This is a genomic window from Dryocola baronae (genome assembly GCF_051297175.1).
GTDB lineage: Bacteria > Pseudomonadota > Gammaproteobacteria > Enterobacterales > Enterobacteriaceae > Dryocola.
The window spans coordinates 3,666,863-3,685,338 of the sequence record NZ_JBINNY010000001.1 but is presented as its reverse complement, the minus strand read 5'-3'; the positions used below and the strand labels follow the sequence as shown (position 1 = coordinate 3,685,338).

At 59.0% G+C, this 18,476-nt stretch carries 9 protein-coding genes and 1 pseudogene; 1 reads left to right on the top strand and 9 read right to left on the bottom strand.

The window, feature by feature from the left end; translation table 11 throughout:
- The first annotated feature begins 632 nt into the window (after window positions 1-632).
- A complete protein-coding gene (locus tag ACSPHG_RS17515; RefSeq protein WP_435954760.1) occupies window positions 633-1,880 on the top strand; it encodes a mechanosensitive ion channel family protein in 1,248 nt (415 codons plus the stop codon).
- A gap of 43 nt (window positions 1,881-1,923) precedes the next feature.
- On the opposite strand, the pseudogene ACSPHG_RS17510 reads toward ACSPHG_RS17515, so the two are convergent.
- The 9 genes and pseudogenes from ACSPHG_RS17510 to ACSPHG_RS17470 all read right to left on the bottom strand — a co-directional run.
- Window positions 1,924-2,901 (bottom strand): annotated as a pseudogene (locus ACSPHG_RS17510) (aldo/keto reductase); the annotation flags it as partial.
- Window positions 2,902-3,047: 146 nt separating this feature from the next.
- The gene (locus ACSPHG_RS17505) at window positions 3,048-6,848 is read right to left on the bottom strand and encodes an Ig-like domain-containing protein (RefSeq protein WP_435954759.1); all 3,801 of its coding nucleotides are present in this window, start codon (window positions 6,846-6,848) and stop codon (window positions 3,048-3,050) included.
- A gap of 90 nt (window positions 6,849-6,938) precedes the next feature.
- Window positions 6,939-8,231, bottom strand: a complete 1,293-nt coding sequence (locus ACSPHG_RS17500) for a TolC family protein (protein WP_435954758.1) — start codon at window positions 8,229-8,231, stop codon at window positions 6,939-6,941.
- Window positions 8,231-9,457, bottom strand: coding sequence for an HlyD family type I secretion periplasmic adaptor subunit (locus ACSPHG_RS17495; protein WP_435954757.1), 1,227 nt, complete (start codon window positions 9,455-9,457; stop codon window positions 8,231-8,233). Before ACSPHG_RS17495 ends, ACSPHG_RS17500 begins: the two co-directional genes overlap by 1 nt.
- Window positions 9,458-9,482: 25 nt before the next feature.
- Complete coding sequence (locus ACSPHG_RS17490; RefSeq protein ID WP_435954756.1) at window positions 9,483-11,648, bottom strand: type I secretion system permease/ATPase; 2,166 nt, start codon at window positions 11,646-11,648, stop codon at window positions 9,483-9,485.
- A 267-nt stretch (window positions 11,649-11,915) separates the two neighbouring features.
- Complete coding sequence (gene fdnI, locus ACSPHG_RS17485; RefSeq protein ID WP_435954755.1) at window positions 11,916-12,572, bottom strand: formate dehydrogenase-N subunit gamma; 657 nt, start codon at window positions 12,570-12,572, stop codon at window positions 11,916-11,918.
- On the bottom strand, window positions 12,565-13,449 hold the full coding sequence (fdxH, locus tag ACSPHG_RS17480; protein WP_435954754.1) for a formate dehydrogenase subunit beta: 885 nt from the start codon (window positions 13,447-13,449) through the stop codon (window positions 12,565-12,567). The genes fdnI and fdxH overlap by 8 nt, the downstream gene beginning before the upstream one ends.
- Window positions 13,450-13,460: 11 nt before the next feature.
- On the bottom strand, window positions 13,461-16,508 hold the full coding sequence (gene fdnG / locus ACSPHG_RS17475) for a formate dehydrogenase-N subunit alpha (RefSeq protein ID WP_435954753.1): 3,048 nt from the start codon (window positions 16,506-16,508) through the stop codon (window positions 13,461-13,463).
- Between the two features lie 488 nt (window positions 16,509-16,996).
- Window positions 16,997-18,115, bottom strand: a complete 1,119-nt coding sequence (locus ACSPHG_RS17470) for a YbdK family carboxylate-amine ligase (protein ID WP_435954752.1) — start codon at window positions 18,113-18,115, stop codon at window positions 16,997-16,999.
- Window positions 18,116-18,476 lie beyond the last annotated feature (361 nt).

The following is an 18,476-nucleotide window of genomic DNA, read 5'->3' as shown; positions in this document are numbered from 1 at the left end:
GTATAGCGAGGTAAAAAGCAATTAAGGGTTTTTAAACATAGGGTTAACGGGGTAATGTTCCTGTTTATTGCCGTGCAGGCAGCTTAGAAAGTTACGCTCACAGTGGCACGATCTCACTCGATGTTTATTGCCGTGCAGGCAGTTTAGAAAGGAGACAAAAGCCGCTGAAGCGCCAGCAATTGGTTTATTGCCGTGCAGGCAGCTTAGAAACAAGCCGCTTTTGGTTCCGTCTGTTTTACTGTGTTTACTGCCGTGCAGGCAGCTTAGGAATCAGGTTGGCCCACCTATATTCCAGAAACTCAGTTTATTGCCGTGCAGGCTGCTTAGAAAACGCGCCGCTTCGATGTAAACCCCTGTGTCGTGTTCACTGCCGTACAGGCAGCTTAGAAATGATAGCGGCGCTGGAGCAGGCGGAGCAGCGTGTTCACTGCCGTACAGGCAGCTTAGAAATATGAATTGATCCAGTCTTTCGCATCAGGCCGTTCACTACCGCACAGCCAGCAAAATCCAACCCTTCAGTTATTCCTCAATCCCTATTATTGTAAAGTAAGTTCAACCTGTTCAAATATATGTCCAGGGTTGCAGCGCCTGGCGTGACGCGGCATGATATGCCCTGATTTAAAGGAGATATCATGAAAGAGTTGGCTGCATTTTTAAATAATTTCGGGATTGTCGTAAATCAGACAACCTCGCTAATTATGGTTCTGTCTATTATTTTTATATTTTCGCTGGTGGTGCACTTTATTCTTCACGGCCTCGTGCTGCGCAGCTTTGAAAAACGCGCCGCAACCAGCGAGCATCTGTGGTTGAAAATCATCACGGAAAACAAACTCTTTCAGCGGCTTGCGCTAACGCTCCAGGGTATTATCGTTAATATTCAGGCGGTGCTTTGGCTGCAAAAGGGCAGCGACGTCAGCACCATTCTGATTATTGCCGCGCAGCTGTGGATAATGCTTTACTCGCTGCTGTCCTTATTCTCCCTGCTGGACGTGATTTATAATTTCTCGCAAAAGCTTACCATCGCTTCAAATATCCCGCTAAAAGGTATCTTTCAGGGCGTTAAGTTAATCAGCGCGATCGTCATCGGTATTATGATGATTTCGCGGATTATCGGGCAGTCTCCGGCAATCCTTATTAGCGGCCTGGGTGCGATGGCGGCGGTATTAATGCTGGTGTTTAAAGACCCGATTCTGGGACTGGTGGCGGGGATTCAGCTTTCCGCAAACCGCATGCTAAAGCTCGGTGACTGGCTGGAAATGCCAAAATACGGCGCGGACGGCGCGGTCACGGATATCGGCCTGACGACGGTCAAAGTCCGCAACTGGGATAACACGATTACCACCATCCCTACCTACGCCCTGGTATCGGACGCGTTCAAAAACTGGAGCGGCATGTCGCAGTCCGGCGGGCGTCGCATCAAGCGCAGCATCAACCTCGACACCACCAGCATCCATTTTCTGTCCGAGGAAGAGCAGCAGCGGCTGATTAAAGCAAAGCTTTTGCGGCCCTATATGGACTCGCGCAGCCGTGAGATCGAGGAGTACAACCGCGCGCACAGCGGCGACGCGGAATCGGTGCTGAACGCCCGCCGCATGACCAACGTCGGCACGTTCCGGGTCTATCTCAATGAGTATTTGCAAAACCACCCGCGCATTCGCAAAGACATGACGCTGATGGTGCGCCAGCTTGCACCCGGCGCGGAAGGGCTGCCGCTTGAGGTTTACGCCTTCACCAACACCGTGATGTGGCTGGAATACGAGGCCATTCAGGCGGATATCTTCGAGCATATCTTCGCCGTCGTTGACGAGTTTGGCCTGCGCATTCACCAGTCGCCAACCGGCAACGACATTCGTTCTCTTTCGGTGCAGATGAGTCGTTAAATATAAGGGGCTGACATTCAGCCCCTTTTTTTATCTGCCGACGTTTTTTTTGCAGCGCTTCCGGGTAACGTGCGCCCTGCACCTCAATGGCGGTCAGCGCGGCTTCAATATTCTTCAGCTCTTCAACGCCCAGGGTCAGCGCCGCCGCGGCGAGATTTTCCTGCAGGCGATGAAGCTTGGTGGTGCCGGGAATCGGCACGATCCACGGCTTCTGCGCCAGCAGCCAGGCCAGCGCGATTTGCGCGGGCGTTGCATCCTTCTGGCGGGCGATGTCGCCCAGCGTATCCACCAGCACCTGATTCGCCCTGCGGGCTTCCTGCGTGAAGCGCGGCACCACGTTGCGGAAGTCGTTGCTGTCGAAGGTGGTGCTGTCGCTGATAGCGCCGGTCAGAAAACCTTTGCCCAGCGGGCTGAACGGCACGAAGCCGATGCCAAGCTCTTCCAGCGTGGGGATAATTTCCCGCTCAGGCTCGCGCCACCACATCGAATATTCGCTTTGCAGCGCCGTGATCGGCTGCACCGTGTGGGCGCGGCGGATGGTCTGCGCACCGGCCTCCGAAAGGCCAAAGTGTTTGACTTTCCCTTCCTCGATCAGCTCTTTTACCGTCCCCGCCACGTCCTCAATCGGCACGTTCGGGTCAACGCGATGCTGATAAAGCAGATCGATGGTGTCGATGTTCAGGCGTTTTAACGAGCCTTCTACCGCCTGGCGAATATGTTCCGGGCGGCTGTTCAGCACCTGCCTGTTATCCGGCTGGGGCAGGTCGAAGCCGAACTTGGTGGCGATGACGACTTTATCGCGCACCGGGGCCAGCGCTTCGCCGAGCAGTGATTCGTTGGTGAACGGGCCGTAGATTTCGGCGGTGTCAAAGAAGGTCACGCCCTGGTCAACGGCCGAGCGGATAAGGCCGATCGCCTGCTGTTTGTCCGTCGCCGGGCCGTAGCCGAAGCTTAACCCCATGCAGCCGAGGCCAAGGGCGGAAACTTCTAAGCCGCTGTTTCCTAACTGTCGTTTTTGCATAGTGAACTCCGTAATGAAAGGGATAAGGACGGCGTTAACTTTAGGCGGGGCAGGGGGCGGTGACTATAGATGGAATCGAGATGAGCTTATGAGCTGAGCTCATAAATTGTAAAAAGCCCGGCCGGTCGCGCTGGCCGGGCTTGGGGTTACATTACCTGGACGTAATGCGTTTCTTCAAAGCCCGTCTGCTGATATGACGCCGATGTGAAATCGGTCGGCGCTGCGGTTTCGGTGCTGGCAGAGAGCGTATTCAGCGCTTCATCCGCCGAGGCAGAAGATGGCTTATCGCTGAACAGCTCGCCTTCATCCTTCACCAGCAGATCGGAAGCGGTGCCGTTCCAGCTGCTGTTCAGGCCAGGTGCAGGCGCTTGCAGACTGTCGAAATCAAAGCTGATCTCGTGAGTCAGCAGGCCGCCGGACGCGGTAGTCAGGCTGAAGCCGTGCGAGGTTGGGCTGGTGACAACGCCATAATCGTCTATCACGTTTACCGTGAAGGTGTGTTCGCCGTTGGACAGCGGCTCGGACGGCGTCAGTTTCCACGCGCCGTTTTCGTTAACCTCCGCCTTTCCAATCATCCTGTCGTTGTCATAAACCGCCACGGTTTGGCCTGGGTTACCCGCGCCAAAGAGGGTTGGCGTGGAGTCTTTGGTGGTATCGCCCTGGTAAACGTCGCGGTCGTTACCCACCACGGCCACGATAACGGGAATGTTCAGCCCCGGGGTCGTTGGCTCAACCGGAACCTCGATCGCAGGAGTCTCATCATACCGAGTTTCTGGCTCTGGCTCCGCTTCCCCGTAGGCGCTGATGTACACGCCGTAAGACAGGGACGGCGCGCTGTGGATGGTGCCCATGCCCGGGACGTGCAGCTCGGCGGTAGCGGTGAAGGCGTGTTCGCCGTTGCCGAGGTGGGATTTCGGCGTAAAGCTCCATTCGCCGTAGCCGTCTGCTTCGGCGGTGCCGATTGCCTTGCCGTCCATCAGGACGGTGACGGTAGCGCCGGAAGCGGCGGTGCCACGGAAGGTCGGGGTGCCGTCGTCGCACAGCGCGCCGTCGCGGTAGATGTACCCGGCGGCGTCGTCATACATCATCTCGATTTTTGGCGCGCTGAGGCTCGGTTGATCTTCCGGCTCCGGCTCCGGCTGTGGCTGAGGTTCAGGCTGTGGCTCGGGCTGCGGCTCTGGCTCCGCTTCCCCGTAGGCGCTGATGTACACGCCGTAAGACAGCGACGGCGCGCTGTGGATTGTGCCTATGCCCGGGACGTGCAGCTCGGCGGTAGCGGTGAAGGCGTGCTCGCCGTTGCCGAGGTGGGATGCAGGCGTGAAGCTCCATTCGCCGTAGCCGTCTGCTTCGGTGGTGCCGATGGCCTTGCCGTCCATCAGGACGATGACGGTAGCGCCAGCGGTGGCGGTGCCGCGGAAGGTCGGGGTGCCGTCGTCGCAGAGCGCGCCGTCGCGGTAGATGTACCCGGCCGCATCGTCATACATCATTTCGATTTTTGGCGCGCTGAGGGACGGTTGATCTTCCGGTTCAGGCTGTGGCAGAGGTTCAGGTTGAGGCTCTGGCTGAGGTTCAGGCTGCGGCTCTGGCTCCGCTTCCCCGTAGGCGCTGATATACACGCCGTAAGACAGGGACGGCGCGCTGTGGATGGTGCCCATGCCCGGGACGTGCAGCTCGGCGGTAGCGGTGAAGGCGTGTTCGCCGTTGCTAAGCTGGAATGCAGGCGTGAAGCTCCACTCGCCGTAGCCGTCTGCTTCGGTGGTGCCGATGGCCCTGCCGTCCATCAGGACGGTGACGGTAGCGCCGGAAGCGGCGGTGCCACGGAAGGTCGGGGTGCCGTCGTCGCACAGCGCGCCGTCGCGGTAGATGTACCCGGCCGCATCGTCATACATCATTTCGATTTTTGGCGCGCTGAGGGACGGTTGATCTTCCGGTTCAGGCTGAGGTTCAGGCTGTGGTTCAGGTTGAGGCTCTGGCTCCCCGTAGGCGCTGATGTACACGGCGTAAGACAGGGACGGCGCGCTGTGGATGGTGCCCATGCCCGGGACGTGCAGCTCGGCGGTAGCGGTGAAGGCGTGTTCGCCGTTGCCGAGGTGGGATTTCGGCGTGAAGCTCCACTCGCCGTAGCCGTCTGCTTCGGTGGTGCCGATGGCCTTGCCGTCCATCAGGACGGTGACGGTAGCGCCGGAAGCGGCGGTGCCGCGGAAGGTTGGGGTGCCGTCGTCGCACAGCGCGCCGTCGCGGTAGATGTACCCGGCCGCATCGTCATACATCATTTCGATTTTTGGCGCGCTGAGGGACGGTTGATCTTCCGGTTCAGGCTGAGGTTCAGGCTGTGGCTCGGGCTGAGGCTCTGGCTCCGCTTCCCCGTAGGCGCTGATATACACGCCGTAAGACAGGGACGGCGCGCTGTGGATTGTGCCCATGCCCGGGACGTGCAGCTCGGCGGTAGCGGTGAAGGCGTGTTCGCCGTTGCCGAGGTGGGATTTCGGCGTGAAGCTCCATTCGCCGTAGTCGTCTGCTTCGGCGGTGCCGATTGCCTTGCCGTCCATCAGGACGGTGACGATAGCGCCGGAAGCGGCGGTGCCACGGAAGGTCGGGGTGCCGTCGTCGCAGAGCGCGCCGTCGCGGTAGATGTAACCGGCGGCGTCGTCATACATCATCTCGATTTTTGGCGCGCTGAGGGACGGTTGATCTTCCGGCTCCGGCTGTGGCTGAGGCTCTGGCTCCGCTTCCCCGTAGGCGCTGATGTACACGCCGTAAGACAGGGACGGCGCGCTGTGGATTGTGCCCATGCCCGGGACGTGCAGCTCGGCGGTAGCGGTGAAGGCGTGTTCGCCGTTGCCGAGGTGGGATTTCGGCGTGAAGCTCCATTCGCCGTAGTCGTCTGCTTCGGCGGTGCCGATTGCCTTGCCGTCCATCAGGATGGTGACGATAGCGCCGGAAGCGGCGGTGCCGCGGAAGGTCGGGGTGCCGTCGTGGCACATCGCGCCGTCGCGGTAGATGTACCCGGCCGCGTCGTCATACATCATCTCGATTTTTGGCGCGCTGAGGCTCGGTTGATCTTCCGGCTCCGGCTGTGGCTGTGGTTCAGGCTGTGGTTCAGGTTGAGGCTCTGGCTGAGGTTCAGGCTGAGGCTCTGGCTCCGCTTCCCCGTAGGCGCTGATGTACACGCCGTAAGACAGGGACGGCGCGCTGTGGATTGTGCCCATGCCCGGCACGTGCAGCTCGGCGGTAGCGGTGAAGGCGTGTTCGCCGTTGCCGAGGTGGGATTTCGGCGTGAAGCTCCATTCGCCGTAGTCGTCTGCTTCGGCGGTGCCGATTGCCTTGCCGTCCATCAGGACGGTGACGATAGCGCCGGAAGCGGCGGTGCCACGGAAGGTCGGGGTGCCGTCGTCGCAGAGCGCGCCGTCGCGGTAGATGTAACCGGCCGCGTTGTCATACATCATCTCGATTTTAGGCGCGCTGAGGCTCGGTTGATCTTCCGGCTCCGGCTGTGGCTGTGGCTGAGGTTCAGGTTGAGGCTCTGGCTGAGGTTCAGGCTGAGGCTGAGGTTCAGGCTGTGGTTCAGGTTGAGGCTCTGGCTCCGCTTCCCCGTAGGCGCTGATGTACACGCCGTAAGACAGGGACGGCGCGCTGTGGATTGTGCCCATGCCCGGCACGTGCAGCTCGGCGGTAGCGGTGAAGGCGTGTTCGCCGTTGCCGAGGTGGGATTTCGGCGTGAAGCTCCATTCGCCGTAGTCGTCTGCTTCGGCGGTGCCGATTGCCTTGCCGTCCATCAGGATGGTGACGATAGCGCCGGAAGCGGCGGTGCCGCGGAAGGTCGGGGTGCCGTCGTGGCACATCGCGCCGTCGCGGTAGATGTAACCGGCCGCGTCGTCATACATCATCTTGATTTTAGGGGTGCTCAGCGTCGGGAGATTCGGGGTTTTGGTATAGCGATTTGGCATAAAATTACTTCCGTTGTAATGAATTAAGTGAAAGGCGAGGTTGATAACCAGGCCTGCGGGTAAACCTGTCGTTGGCCCTCCTTCGTGTTGTTATGGCCGCGCCGCATCGTCGGGCTGGCCGGGCTCAAGCCAGCTCAGCAGCTGGCCCGCGTTTCTTCTCAGGGTGATTATCTGTACGTAACGGTCATAGCGGCTGGTCACCGCGTTGACCTGGTTGTTGTAGTGTTCTGATTCCGCAATGAGCACGTCGAGCAGCGTGCGCTTGCCGAGGTGGTACCACTGTTTGTAAAACATCATGCGGATCTGGTCGCTTTCCACCGACAGCTGCCGCCACGCCTGCTCCCGATGGGCCAGCCGCAAAACGGTTTCATGCTGTGATTTCAGGGCGTAGCGGGTGTCTTTTTTACGCTGCGCCAGCTCGTCCTTTAAGGCCGCGGCGCGCGCCCCGGCGGCCCTGACGCGCGCGGTATCGGAAAAGCCGCTGAAGGCATCCCAGCTTACGCGTACCCCGGCCTGGAGGTTGTCGTCGCCGGGGTCGGCCAGGGTTTTGCTGGCAACCAGGCTCAGGTTGGGCAGCCCTTTGGCTTTTTCTTCTTCGACGCTTGCCATCTGCGCCTGATACGCGGCCTCCAGCTCGCCGATGAGCGGGCTTTTATCGCTGCTAGCCAGCGCGCTTTTTAAATTGGGGGCCGCAAGCTTCCAGCGCGGCGCACTGTCGATGACCGTAAGGGAAGGGCTGCCCAGCCATTTTTCCAGCTCGACGGCAAGCGCGGTAATTTCGTACTGCGTGTCGTCGCGGGCCTGCTCGGCCTGCAGCAGCCGCGCCGTGGCCTGCGTGAGTTCGCTTTTACGGCCCGCGTCAACCTGCGTGATGCGTTCCAGCATCGCCACCAGCTCGTTCATTCTTGCCGTGTAGGCCTGCGCCAGCTCCAGCACCGCCTGTTTGCGGGCGAGGTTGAGATGGTTTTCACTCACCTTGAGCGCCAGCTCGTCAAGGGCGGCGCGGTAGCTTTCCCCGGCCATGACCGCACGGTAGCGGCGGTTTTCTATGGCGTGTGACAGGCGGCCCCAGTCGAATAGCGGCAGGCTGAGCGATGCGTTTAGGCTGGTCGTTTCCCGATTGCCGCCGCCGTTATTCGCGTTCGAAAGCGGCAGCCACGCGGATGAAACGTTTACCTGCGGCCAGCGCTCCCCTTCGCTTGACGCCACGTCCTGGGCGGCGGCCTCCCATTCGGCCTGCTTTTGCCGCACCGTGTTATCCCGCGACAGGGCTATCGCGACCGATTGCCGGAGCCGCTCGCGGATTTCCTGTTCGTCCTGCGGCGTGGCCGCATTGGCTGCACCCAGCGTCAGGGCAAGTAAAACCGTAGCTATTACGCGCATTATCGTTCCCTGAAGGCTTCGCGGGCTTTCATCACCGGCTTGAGCAGGTAGCTCATGATGGTTTTCTCCCCCGTTTTAATTTCAACCGACGCCACCATGCCGGGAATAATCGGCCAGCTTTTATTGCCCGCCGTCAGCGTCCGGTGCTCCGAGCGCACCACGATGCGGTAAAACGACGAGTCGACGCCCGGCTGGCGGTTTTTTTCATCTTCGAGGGTGTCGGGGCTGATGTACTCAAGCGTGCCTTCCAGCCCGCCGTAGATCGCATAGTCATAGGCGGTGAGCTTGACCATCACCGGCAGGCCGGGCTTTAAAAAGGCGACGTCCGCCGGGCGCACCTTGGCCTCCACCCACTGTTCTTCTTCGAGTGGGACGATTTCCATAATGTCTGCGCCCTGCTGAATGACGCCGCCCGGCGTGTTCATGCGGATATTTTTGACGATGCCCTTCACCGGGGCGGTAAGCGTCGTGCGCTGCATCAGATCCTGGCGGGCAATAACCGATTCGCGGGTCTGGGCAAGCTCTGACTCCAGCCGCACCAGCTCGGCGTTGGCTTCGGCGCGGTACTGGTTGTGGCGTTCGTTTATCTGCAAACGAATGTCGTTCGCCTGGCGCTTCATGCGCAGCAGCTCCACTTCCGACATCAGCCCTTCGTTGACCAGCGGCTGCGACATGCCAATCTCTTTTTCAGCCAGCGCAAGGCTGCGGGAGAGCGTGGACACGCCTTCGCTGAGGGCTTTTTGCCGCGCCCGCCAGGCGTTAGTTTCGTCGCGCACGATGGACGGCACCGCCTTTACCGAATCCGGAAAGGTAAGCGGCTGGTCAAACGCTTCGGCGCGCAGCCTTGCCACCGTACCTTCCAGCGCGACGCCTTTGGACTGGCCTTCGCGCCACGAAGCGCCCGCCCGCGTGGCGTCGATTTTCAGCAGCACCTGGCCTTTTTCAACACGATCGCCCTCGTGCACCAGAATCTCTTCGATGATGCCGCCCTCAAGGCTTTGAATAACCTGTTCGCGGCTGGACGGGATAATTTTGCCCTCCGCCTTAACGATTTCCTCGACGCTGCAAAGGCTGGCCCACGCCGCGCCGACGGCGAGCGTCAGCAGCATTATCGCCAGCACCCGCGTGGACGAGCGCGGGGACTGCACCAGCATGGCGGCCCGTAAATCTTCCACAAAGGCCAGCTCCTGCTCGCCGAGCGGCCGATGTTTTTTTCTGATGTTCATTCCGTTGATTTTCCTGGCAATGCGGCTAGCTGCCGCTGCGGGTCAGCGCCGCGAGCACGTCCTGCTTCGGCCCGTCGAGCATGATTTTCCCGTCGTCCATCACGATGATGCGGTCGACCCCTTCGAGCAGCGAATAGCGGTGGGTAACGACCACCAGCGTCTGCCGCCGTGTGGCCTGCGCAAGCCGATCAAGAAACGCTTTTTCGGTCTGGGTATCCATGGCGCTGGTGGGTTCATCCATCAGCAGCAGCGCCGGTTGGCTAAGCAGGCAGCGCGCAAGCACCACAAGCTGCTGCTGCCCGCCGGACAGCCCCGCGCCGCGCTCGCCTATCGGCATGTCGTAACCCTGTGGATGGCGCATGGCCAGGCCGTCGAGGCCGGTAAGGCGAGCCACGTTGAGCAGCTCTTCGCCGGTGCAGTTCGGCCTGCCGATGCAGATGTTGTCGCGCAGCGTGCCGTGAAACAGCCTTGCGTCCTGGCCGACGAAGCCAACGGCCTGCCGCCAGTCCGACGGGGCGATTTGCCGCGCGTCCAGCCCGTCGAGCAGGATTTGCCCCTCCGTGGGCTGATAAAGGCCCGCCATCAGGCGCAGCAGCGTGGATTTGCCGCTGCCGATTTTGCCCAAAATCGCAATGCGCTCGCCGGGCCTAATCGCCAGCGAGAGGTTAACCAGCACCGGATCGCTTTGTACGCCTTCAAGGGCGGGCCAGGCGAAGGAGACTTTATTGAGCGTCAGCGCGCCGCTCAGCGTAGGTGCGGAAAAATAGCTGCGGCTGGCATCGTGCTCGACGGGCTTGTCGAAAATGGCGGTGATAGACGTCATGGCGGCGCGGGCCTGCTGGAAGCGCACCGCCAGGCCGACAATCTGCCCAAGCGGCGCTATTACCCGGCCGGATAGAATCACGCAGCCGATTAACGCCCCCATGGAAAGCGTGCCGCCGCCGATCAGGTAGACGCCCCAGCACACCAGCGCCACGGTCTGTATCTGCTGGAAGGCGGTAATCGCGCTGGTTGCAAGGGTTGAATAACGCCTGGATTTCAGCGAGGAGGCGCTAAGCAGGGCGTTGTAATGCTCCCAGCGGTATTGCATCAGTCCTTCGCCACCGGCGGCCTTCAGGGATTCCAGCCCGTCGATGGATTCGATCAGTACGCCCTGACGCAGCGAGCTTTCGCGCAGGTTTTCGCGCATGATTTTTGCCAGCGGCCACTGGATAAGCAGGCTGATGATGACAATCAGCGGGATCAGCGCCAGCGGAACCAGCACCAGCGGCCCTCCTATCAGGAAGATAATCATTAGAAACAGGAAGATAAACGGCACGTCGCTGAGGGTGACGAGCGTTGCGGAGCTTGCGAACTCGCGGACGGATTCGTACTCGCGCATCTGGTTGGCGAAGGTGCCCGCCGACGAGGGCTTGTGCTCCATACGCATCGCCATCACCTGCCGGAACAGGCGTGAGCCAATGACCAGATCGGCTTTTTTCCCCGCGTCATCGACCAGGAAGGCGCGAATATTACGCGCCAGAAATTCCATGCACGTCGCAAGCCCCACGCCAATCGCCAGCGACCACAGGGTGACGTAGGCCTGGTTGGGCACCACGCGGTCGTAGACGTTCATGGTGAAAAAGGTTCCGGCGAGCGTCAGCACGTTGACCAGCAGCGCGGCGAAGGCGGCGTTCAGATAAAAGCTGCGGTAGTTCCACAGCGTGCTCCACAGCCAGTGCCCGACGGGCGAAGGGGTGACGTCGCCAAGCCGGTTATCGCCAGCGGGCAGTTTGCTTACCAGCAATATATAGCCGGAGTGGCTTTCCCGCAGCGTTTCGGCATCAACCCACTCCGCGAAAAAGTTATTTTCCGCGCTGGCTATTTTTAGCTTTTCTTCGCCGCGTTGATTTTGTTCTTTCGCCAATATTAACGTCGCCTGGCCGTCATTTTTCAGCGCAACGGCGGGTAATAATAATGGCGATATTTCCCGCGCCGAACGGGCGACCGTTCCGGCATTAAAACCGTGCCGGGCCAAAGCCTGAATACCCTGGCCGACGGTCATTTCGCCTTTTAACGGTAAACCCGCGCAGAAAGCAGTTTCACTAATGGTTTTTCCGTGATATTTGCAAATCCACAGCAGCGTTTTTAGCAGCGAATTTCTACCGTCGGCGGTCGGGGCAGGAATAGCGGCGGTACTGGCTTTATTCATATTAAATTTCTATTACTTAAATATATAAATTAAGAATGAAAAAGGTTTAGGGTGTTTAATTAAATGATGCGTTGTTCTTTTGATATTTATTTTATGAATTATTAACGGGGGTGAGGCTGCGCGGAATTTACGGGAAAGAATAATTGGAGGCAAGTTAAAATAAATTAAATGGACGTTCTTAAGGCGTTTTTGCGAAATAGCTTCCAGAGCTGGAAAATGAATGTTAATAAAGGTGAACGATCCGGGTAATCGTTCACCTTTTAATTATTACAATCCTTCGGTACTTTCTTTTTTCGCTTCTACCGCTTCCACTTCACGATACCAGCGCGGGTGGTGCTTCTTCGCCCAGCGGCGGCTGACTTTGCCGACGATCATGCCCTTAATTGAGCCTTTCACCCAGAACGCCATATACATATGGATGAGGATGGCATGGATCAAAATAATCGCCGTGGTGGCGTGGATGAGCAGGCTGTAGCGCACGAGCTTCATCGGGAAGAAGTCGGCAAAGTACGGACGCCAGATGATGACGCCGGTCACCAGCAGCACGAAAATCATGCTCATGATGGTCCAGAACATCATCTTTTGACCGGCGTTATATTTGCCAACCTTCGCCACCTTGTGCTCGTTGCCTTTGAGCACCTCAACAATGCCTTTTACCCACGGAATATCGTGTTTATCGGGAATGTTGTGATGCACGAAGCGCACGAACATAAACATCAGCGCCACGAAGATCAGCACGCCGAAGAACGGGTGCAGGATGCGGCCCATCTGCGGCGTGCCGAAGGTTTCCGTCAGCCATTGCAGCGTCGGGAAGAACAGCGCGATGCCGGAGAGCGACACCAGGAAGAAGCAAATGACCACCGTCCAGTGACAGGCGCGGTCGATAAATTTCGTCCTGACAATCATCTTGCTCTGCTTAGTCATGATGTTCCTCCTCGTCTTCATCCACCTCTTCGTTCGGCCCAACGCCCACGTAGTGGAAAATCAGCCCGGCAAAGGTGGCGATAAAGCCCGCCGCCGACAGCGGTTTGAGCAAGCCTTTCCACAGGCTGATTGGCGTATCGATCTGCGGGTCTTTTGGCAGGTTGTGGTACAGCTCCGGCTGGTCGGCGTGATGCAGAACGTACATCACGTGCGTGCCGCCCACGCCCTGCGGGTTGTAGACGCCCGCGTGCTCGTAGCCGCGCTTTTTCAGCTTGCCGACGCGTTCGTCGGCGACCTCGAGCATCTCCTTCTTTGTGCCAAAGTGGATGGCACCGGTTGGGCAGGTTTTCACGCAGGCCGGTTCCTGGCCCACGCTTACGCGGTCAACGCACAGGGTGCATTTGTAGACGCGGTTATCGTCTTTGTTCAGGCGCGGAATGTTGAACGGGCAGCCGGCAATGCAGTAGCCGCAGCCGATACAGTGTTCCGACTGAAAATCAACGATGCCGTTGGCGTACTGAATAATCGCCCCGGCGGACGGGCAGGCCTTCAGGCAGCCTGGGTCCGCGCAGTGCATGCAGCCATCCTTGCGGATAAGCCACTCCAGCCTGCCGTTTTGCGTCGTTTCGCTAAAGCGCATCAGCGTCCAGGATTTGGCGCTCAGGTCGGCGGGGTTGTCGTACACCCCGACGCAGTGGCCCACCTCGTCGCGGATGTCGTTCCACTCCGAGCAGGCGACCTGACAGGCTTTGCAGCCAATACAGTTGGACACATCGATGAGCTTGGCGACCTCTTCCCTGTAGTCACGCGCCTGGGGCGGTGGCGTCATGGCGTTGGTTGCCGAGCGCTTAATAATATCCTGAGATTGCATGGACATGAGTTCGCTCCTTACGCCTTCTCAATGTTGACCAGAAACGCCTTGTACTCCGGCGTCTGCGAGTTGGCGTCGCCGACCGACGGCGTAAGGGTGTTCGCGAGGTAGCCCTTGCGCGCCGTGCCCTCAAAGCCCCAGTGCAGCGGAATACCGATGGTTTCCACCTCCTGGCCGCCCGCGTTCAGCGTGCGCACGCGCTGGGTAACCACCGCCACCGCGCGAATAAACCCGCGCTTGCTGCTGACCTTCACACGGTCGCCGTTGGCGATGCCCTTGGCCTGCGCCAGCTTCTCGCTGATTTCCACGAACTGTTCCGGCTGCACGATGGCGTTGAGCCGCGAGTGCTTGGTCCAGGTGTGGAAGTGCTCGGTCAGGCGGTACGTGGTGCCCACGTATGGGAACTGTTCGCGCTTGCCCATGCGCTTCGCGTCGGCTTCGTACAGGCGCGCCGCCGGGTTCGAGACAACGTTCGGGTGCAGCGGGTTGGTGCCCAGCGGCGTTTCGAACGGCTCGTAGTGCTCCGGGAACGGCCCTTCGGCCATTTTGTCGATGGCAAACAGGCGGCCTAAGCCCTCCGGCTGCATGATAAACGGCCCGACGCCGCTGCCCGGAGGCGCGGTGTTGTAGTCCGGAATATCGTTGCCGACCCACTTCGCGCCGTTCCATTTGATCAACATGCGCTTAGCGTCCCACGGTTTACCCTGCGGATCGGCGGAAGCGCGGTTGTAAATGATGCGGCGGTTCATCGGCCACGCCCAGGCCCAGCCCAGCGTGTTGCCAAGGCCAGACGGATCTGCGTTATCGCGATTCGCCATCTGGTTGCCTTTCGACGTCCAGCTTCCGGCGTAGATCCAGCAGGCGGAGGCGGTGGTGCCGTCGTCGCGCAGAAGCGCAAACGAATCCAGCAGCTGGCCTTTTTTCGCCAGCAGGTTGCCGTTCGGATCGTAGAGATCTTCGAGCGCGTAGCCGTTGCTCTCTTTGGCGACCTCCTCGGACTCCGGACTATCCGGCATGTCGTAATGCCAGCCCATTTTCAGCAGCGGTTCGGCACCTTTACCGCCTTCTGCGCGGTACATTTCGCGCATGCGATGGTAGAGGCCCGCGAGGATCTCGCCGTCGTTGCGCGCTTCGCCCGGTGCGTCCGCGCCTTTCCAGTGCCACTGTAGCCAGCGGCCGGAGTTGGCAATGGAGCCGTCTTCTTCCGCAAAGCAGGTGGACGGCAGGCGGAAGACTTCGGTCTGAATATTCGCCGGATCGACGTCGTTCATCTCGCCGTGGTTCTGCCAGAAGTTGGAGGTTTCGGTCACTAACGGATCGATAATCACCAGGTATTTCAGCTTGCTGAGGCTTGCGACAACCTTGTTTTTGTCCGGGAAGGACGCCACCGGGTTGAAGCCCTGACAGATGTAGCCGGTTACCTTGTTGCGGTCCATCATGTCGAAATACTTCAGCACGTCGTAGGACTGATCCCACTTCGGCAGCCAGTCGAAGCCCCAGTTGTTTTCACGGGTGGCATCGTCGCCGTAGAACGCCTTCATCAGGCTTACGAAGAACTTCGGATAGTTGCCCCAGTAGTTCACCTGGCCCGGCAGCGTGGCTTTTGGCGTGTTGGCCGCCAGATAGGTTTGCAGATCCGTTTGCTTTTCTGACGGCAGCGTCAGGTAGCCCGGCAGGCTGGTGGACAGCAGGCCGATGTCGGTCAGACCCTGAATGTTGGAGTGGCCGCGCAGGGCATTTACGCCGCCGCCCGCCATGCCCATGTTGCCGAGCAGCAGCTGGATCATCGCCATGGTGCGGATGTTCTGCGCGCCCACGGTGTGCTGCGTCCAGCCCAGCGCATAGAGGAAGGTGGTTGTACGATCCGCGGCGCTGGTTGAGGCGAGCACTTCGCACACCTTGACGAAGTCCGCCTGCGGGGTGCCGCAGATGTGTTCCACAACGTCCGGCGTGTAGCGGGAAACGTGCTCTTTGAGCAGGTTCCACACGCAGCGCGGATGTTGGAGCGTTTCGTCGCGCTTCGCAAAACCGTTCTCGTCGAACTGATAGTTCCAGGTGGTTTTGTCGTATTGACGTTTGTCGGCGTCGTAGCCGCTGAACAGGCCGTCATCAAAGCTGAAGTCGTCGCGCACCAGCAGCGAGGCGTTGGTGTAATGCTTGACGTATTCGGCGTTGATTTTGTTGTTGGAAATCAGGTAGAGGATAACGCCCGACAGGAAGGTAATGTCGGTGCCGGAGCGGATCGGCGCGTAGATATCCGCAACCGATGCGGTGCGGGTAAAGCGCGGATCGACCACGATAAGCGTGGCGTCGTTGTTGTTTTTGGCTTCCATCGCCCAGCGGAATCCCACCGGATGCGCTTCAGCGGCGTTGCCGCCCATCACCATCACAACGTTGGCGTTTTTGATATCAACCCAGTGGTTGGTCATCGCACCGCGACCAAATGTTGGAGCAAGACTTGCTACCGTTGGTCCGTGTCAGACGCGCGCCTGGTTATCAACTGCCAGCATGCCCAGCGAGCGGGCAAATTTTTGGGTCAACATGCCGGTTTCATTGCTGGCCGCCGACGCGCACAGCATGCCGGTGGAGAGCCAGCGGTTCACCGTGACGTTCTGCTCGTTTTTCTCAACGAAGTTCGCGTCGCGGTCGTCCTTCATCAGGCGGGCGATGCGCTCAAATGCGTCATCCCAGCTGATGCGCTGCCACTTATCGGAGCCTGGCGCACGGTATTCCGGGTAGCGCAGGCGGGTGTCGCTGTGGATATAGTCCAGCAGGCCAGCCCCTTTCGGGCAGAGCGCGCCGCGGCTGACCGGGTGATCCGGGTCGCCTTCAATATGGAAAATAGTGGATTTGGCGTTCTTTGCGCCGTCACCCAGGCTGTACATCAACAATCCACATCCCACGGAACAGTAGGTACAGGTATTGCGGGTTTCTTTGGCGCGCAGCAGCTTGTAGTTGCGCACCTCCGCAAGCGCAGCGGTCGGGGCAAAGCCCAGCATGGCCGCTGTCGTTCCTGCCATTCCGCCGGCACAGATTTTAAAAAACTTTCTGCGACTGACGTCCATCGTAACCTCATTGTTATGACGTATTTACGGCGGCGAAAATAACAACTGAGGCGGGTGGTATATTGAGTGAAATCAAGTCGCTAAGGATTGGGTAGAGAAACACCTCTTAATGGGTAGGTTAGCTGAATGATTAATAACCATTATTGGGATAAGGTTTTTGCCGGGTGGGTATAAGTTGTGCGATATGGAATCGGCGGGCGGCACCGCATTTGCCCGCCCTACAAATCCAGGACGCGTAGGTCGGAATTAGCGTAGGTTTGATAAGCGCAAGCGCCATCAAACAATTGTGGTGGGTGGCGCTTGCGCTTACCCACCCTACAAATCCAGGCTCCGTAGGTCGGATAAGCGTTAGCGCCATCCGACAAAATTCATCGCGCCGCATCCGTAGGTCGGATAAGCGCAGCGCCATCCGACAAAATTCACCGCGCCTCATCCGTAGGTCGGATAAGCGTTAGCGCCATCCGACATTTAGCAACAGGCGCAACGCGTCACTTCGCCGCCCACATCTCGCAGTGCTCTTTCACCAGCTCCGTTAGCAGCCCGCCGCTGAGAATAAACTCGCGAATCTGCCGGGTGTCGCTTTCGTTTTTCCGCACGTAGCCGCTGATATCGTCCAGCGCATCGCTGCATTTTAGCTCGTCCGCGTAGGGGGCCAGCGTATCGAGCAGCGGCAGAATGTCTTCGGCGAGGGTGCGCTGCTCGCCGGTGCGCACGTCGGTTAACCTGCCTTCCAGCCCGAAGCGACAGGCCTGGAAACGGTTAAAGCGATAGAGCAGATAGTCTTCCGAACGCGGCACGAACGGGCGTTCCGTCAGCAGCCAGTGGGCCAGCGCCTGGATAAACCCGGCGACGTTGACCGCTCGGGAAAGCGTCAGCGGCGTGTCCATCACCCGCACCTCGACGGTGCCGAACTTCGGGCTGGGGCGAATATCCCAGTGCAGATCCTTCACGGATTCCACGATGCCGCTGGTTTCCAGACGCTGGTACATCCATTCAAACTCATGCCAGTCGCCGACAAAGGGCGCGGGGCCGTTATCCGGGAAGGCCGAAAAGATGTTCAGCCGCGATGAGGCGTAGGTGGTGTCGAAGCCCTGAATATAAGGGGAGGAGGCCGCCAGCGCGATGAAGTGCGGCACGAAGCGCGACAGGCCGTGCAGCAGATAAATCGCATCTTCCGGGCTGGCGCAGCCGACGTGGACGTGCTGGCCGAACACCGTGGCCTCTTTCATCAGGTAGCCGAACAGCTCAAGCGTGCGGTTGTAGCGTTCGCTCTGGCAAACCTCCTGCCGCTGCCATTTCTGCCACGGGTGCGTGCCGCCGCCGCAGATCGCCAGGTGGTGATTACCGGCGGCCTGCAGCACGCGGTGGCGCAGGTCGTGAAGCTGGGTGCTGGCTTCGTCGAGGTTTTTGCACACGCCGGTTGCGATCTCCAGCATACTTTCGGTGATGTCGTGTTTGACTTCCCCGACGCTGACGCGCCCCTTGAGATCTTTTATCAGGCGCGACGAGTCCTGACTCAGGTCGTAAGTCGGCGGGCTTACGATCTGCATTTCCAGCTCAACGCCGAGCGTATACGGGTCGGAATGCTCAAAAGGTGTCAGGGGCATGGCGCTGTCCTTTATTACGGAGGGTTTCCTGTCACCAGTATAGCTGGCTCACGCTCGCCGCAGCGTCGCCAGCCAGCGCTCGTCCGTTGCGAACCACTCCTCTAAAAATCACGGTTATATTTGAGCCAACGAAGTAAATGTTCATTCTCTTATTGTATTTGTCGTGTAGATTGATTGTCTTTTGGTATTGCTAAGGCATATATATTGATATATTCCTCTTTCGGGCGTTATTACAGGTGGCGCTCGCAAGATATTAGAGTGTCTTATTATTGGTTTTATTTTATTAGTATGTTTATCTGACTGTTTTTCTTTTTTTTATGGTTAAAAACACCATGGCATGCATATATCTTGGATTATTAGG

Bases quoted from the DNA above. Each gene is read 5' to 3' on its own strand.
- fdxH (WP_435954754.1), bottom strand. From the start codon at position 13,449: ATGTCCATGCAATCTCAGGATATTATTAAGCGCTCGGCAACCAACGCC.
- ACSPHG_RS17505 (WP_435954759.1), bottom strand. From the start codon at position 6,848: ATGCCAAATCGCTATACCAAAACCCCGAATCTCCCGACGCTGAGCACC.
- ACSPHG_RS17515 (WP_435954760.1), top strand. From the start codon at position 633: ATGAAAGAGTTGGCTGCATTTTTAAATAATTTCGGGATTGTCGTAAAT.
- ACSPHG_RS17495 (WP_435954757.1), bottom strand. From the start codon at position 9,457: ATGAACATCAGAAAAAAACATCGGCCGCTCGGCGAGCAGGAGCTGGCC.
- ACSPHG_RS17490 (WP_435954756.1), bottom strand. From the start codon at position 11,648: ATGAATAAAGCCAGTACCGCCGCTATTCCTGCCCCGACCGCCGACGGT.
- fdnI (WP_435954755.1), bottom strand. From the start codon at position 12,572: ATGACTAAGCAGAGCAAGATGATTGTCAGGACGAAATTTATCGACCGC.
- ACSPHG_RS17470 (WP_435954752.1), bottom strand. From the start codon at position 18,115: ATGCCCCTGACACCTTTTGAGCATTCCGACCCGTATACGCTCGGCGTT.
- ACSPHG_RS17500 (WP_435954758.1), bottom strand. From the start codon at position 8,231: ATGCGCGTAATAGCTACGGTTTTACTTGCCCTGACGCTGGGTGCAGCC.